The following is a 3,158-nucleotide window of genomic DNA, read 5'->3' as shown; positions in this document are numbered from 1 at the left end:
TTTGGAAATTACCGGGAATTTTCATCAATGCGCTCAAAGGATAACCCCTACCCTATCCCGACTAATTTGGGAAACACGGTAATTCATTACATTCCACAGATCGCCGAACAACTGAACACCGAAAGGACTTGACGTGTTTGGTTTGGCTTAGCCGGGTGTTGGGCTTGATGTAACCTGTTTGACTAAACCCGGTTATGAAGTACCTGTTGCAGCCTATAGTGCATTGCTGGAACAGGCCATTGAGTTGACAGGCGACAGTGGGCTTGGCTTGAGATTGGGGTGTAACCTCGTACCGAGCGCGCATGGAAATGTTGGATTGGCCGCGTTGTCAGCAAATACCATACAGGAGTCAATGCAAATCGTGGAAAGGTACGTACCGTTGCGGACGTCATTACTGGCTATTCGATCTGAAACAGTCAACGATGAATTTCGAGTGGTGTTTGAACCGATACCAGGACTTGGAGAAATTGGCAATGTCGTTGCTGAAATTGCGTTGGGGACAGTCAAGAACATAATAGATGCAACAGTGGCTAGCAATAGTCCATGCCAAAGTATTCTATTTTCGATGTCTGAACCTTCGCATGCAGCCCTTTCCCGGGAATTGTTGGGTTGCGAAGTGCTTTACGGGCAATCGTGGACAGGCATCTCCCTCAATTATTCGGAAGTATTAAACCCGCTGAGTCATCGCGATGCGCTGGTTATGTCCGAAGCGCTATCAATTTGTCAGCGAGACCTGGAGCGCCTTGAATCGAACCATTCAATTGCAGCCCGTCTTGAACGGTTGTTATTGAAAAGTAAACAAGGAGAATTTCCAAATCAACATGTATGCGCTCAGACGCTGAATATGACTCCTCGTACATTTCACCGAAGGCTTCGGGAGAATGGAACCTCGTATCGAGATGTGTTAAACAAGGTACGTTGCCGCCTTGCTCATGAGTACCTGAAGATGATGCATTTGGGTGTAAAGGAAACAGCCTATCTATTGGGTTATGGCGATATCGCAAATTTTAGGAGGGCGTTTACCCGCTGGTATGGTTTTCCACCGTCCAAATTGTAGGAAGTCTGTCAACTTATCTGAACTCTTTTTGATTTGTAAAGCTAACATTTTAAGCAACAAGTTGCGGAGACTTCATTTTTGTTACTCAAGCAGGTCTCCCAAATCAATATCTTGGGCGGCAGAATTTGATTCGTCCCAGTAAGTTCCAATTGACGCTATCGGTGTACGTGTACCGATATTTGCTGACCAGTAGCGATCTGAAAGATTAATCATCGTGAGTGTGGATATGTCCTCGACCAAGCGATACTGCTTGCTCGGCTTAAAATTCTGCGCCGCTGCCCAACGTTTAGTAGCATCCCTGAAACGCTTTTCGTCCCCAGCCGCCTGCGCCGATATTGCGTACATCACGTGTGCCAATCGCACACCGCTTCGCTCGCCAATCAACATTGAGCGATTGAAACTGCCCCAGACGTCTTTGCCTTCTGCCCCGCCAGGCAGGATGTTCCAAACGACAGATCTTGCTGCGAGAGGGACCCCCCACCATTTGGTGTTGGAAACGCATTTCAAGGCCCGTTCAGACAATGGTGCTATATCAGTTGGAACGCCGACCATTTGCTGAGATGCGATGTCGTTGATCACTGCCTGCAGGCCTGCGACTGTCCCTAATATGAAGGTAAGTTCATCGTAATCACGCTCAAAATTTGGGCATGTTTTGCCGTATTCAAAATCATACTTCTCCTCCAAATGACTGCGCATAACCTTGAATGCCGAGAACTGTCGTCTTGCGGTGATCTCAAGAAGGCGCTTTTGTGCAATTCGGGCATCTTGTGCATCTGAAATTTGATTCGCGCGTGTGGCTCGCAGATAACGAAGTTCCTCATCAACAGAGCGCTTCTCAGAACACACTGCGGATGTGGTGTACAACAATGATTCCAATAACGCTGGGTCGCCATAGAACGCTCGCGTGGCACCTGATATTAGAGGAAAGCCGCTGGTGGCAAACTGGCAACCCATGTCTACATCGTTCAGTTCAAGAATAGGTGGCACAATTCGGTCTTCCACGATGCCAATAGCAAAGTTTGTGATGCCGCCCTGAATGCTGGAACAACCAGTCAATATTGCTGCAGTTCCAAAGACCAAGAGTTTTTTTGTCAGTTTTTGTATCACTATCATGTCGATGCCTGCCCTTTAGAATCGCTCGGTGATGCTTACACCAAAAAAAGTCGATGTCAAGTTTGGTTGTACCCTGAAAATCGCCCCCCCTTACTTCAGCAGGGCTGACTTGCCCGTTGGCACCGGTTGCGCCTGGCTCCAGGTCAAATTTCATATATGAGAAATTCAGTGTGGTATCCCGTCGCAACTCAAGTTGTGCTCCTAAGCCAAAGTATTGTCTGTCTGAGTCGGGTAACAGTGTAATTCGTGTGTCATCATCAATTACGCTGTTCTCTACTGCGTAGCCAGCTTTTAAAACGAGGCGTTTGAATGCTTTATAATTAAGACCAACGCGATAGCTGTTGGCTGCTACATAATTTTGTTGAATCTCTTGAAGTACCCGCCCATTCGATTCCCGAACAAATTTAAGATTTGTCACCGAAAAGTCCTGACGCGTGTAGCTGGCCATTAGATCAAGTTTGGGGCTAGCATGATGAAAAATACTCAAGCGAAGCTCATCCGGCAACGTGATGTCTTGCTTGATTCGTTGCTCCGGAAGCAAGTCGCCAGCAGCCTGCGGTCCGTTCACACCGAGTAAAGGACCTGATACCCCGATCAGTCCTCCATTAAGGAACTCCCTGAACTCAGCACCCTCCGCTGTTTCCTGTATTTTCAGTTTGCCACGCATACCGGTGAATTCCGTTTTCGGTCGATAGGAAATACCAATTCGTGTATTGATCGTGGGTTCCCAAAGCGCGCCGGCTTGTGCATTGAATGCCCAACCGAACATTCGCAAACTTAAATCAGCTTCTTCAGGAATAGGCGGTGCCAGCCCAGCGGCATTCAACCCATCAAGAAGTGTTGACCCATTGTTCAACAGCCCATCAACGGCATCCCGATAGTTCAGTTTCAGCTTAAGGGATTGAAAGTATCGCTCATAAGATCCATTGGCGCCAATCGACAAAGTCGGAGTAAGTTTGTAGCCAAACCCAAGGTTTGCCCGGCTGAC

General features: G+C 47.7%; 3 protein-coding genes and 1 pseudogene. 2 read left to right on the top strand and 2 right to left on the bottom strand.

Annotated elements, in window-relative coordinates; genetic code table 11:
• Positions 1-166 precede the first annotated feature (166 nt).
• Both A0129_RS15605 and A0129_RS15600 read left to right on the top strand, forming a co-directional pair.
• Positions 167-643 (top strand): annotated as a pseudogene (locus A0129_RS15605) (AraC family transcriptional regulator); the annotation flags it as partial.
• A 57-nt stretch (positions 644-700) separates the two neighbouring features.
• Positions 701-1,057 (top strand): helix-turn-helix transcriptional regulator, encoded by a 357-nt coding sequence (locus A0129_RS15600; protein WP_291716306.1) that lies wholly within the window; start codon positions 701-703, stop codon positions 1,055-1,057.
• Between the two features lie 81 nt (positions 1,058-1,138).
• On the opposite strand, the gene A0129_RS15595 is transcribed toward A0129_RS15600, so the two are convergent.
• Together A0129_RS15595 and A0129_RS15590 are read right to left on the bottom strand one after the other, a co-directional pair.
• Positions 1,139-2,059 (bottom strand): hypothetical protein, encoded by a 921-nt coding sequence (locus A0129_RS15595; RefSeq protein ID WP_291716305.1) that lies wholly within the window; start codon positions 2,057-2,059, stop codon positions 1,139-1,141.
• The coding region (locus tag A0129_RS15590; RefSeq protein ID WP_291716304.1) for an OmpP1/FadL family transporter at positions 2,028-3,158 on the bottom strand (1,131 nt) is incomplete at its 5' end. The genes A0129_RS15590 and A0129_RS15595, both read right to left, overlap by 32 nt.

Source organism: Limnobacter sp. CACIAM 66H1 (genome assembly GCF_001601825.1).
Classification (GTDB): domain Bacteria; phylum Pseudomonadota; class Gammaproteobacteria; order Burkholderiales; family Burkholderiaceae_B; genus Limnobacter.
This window is presented reverse-complemented; position numbering and strand designations above follow the sequence as displayed.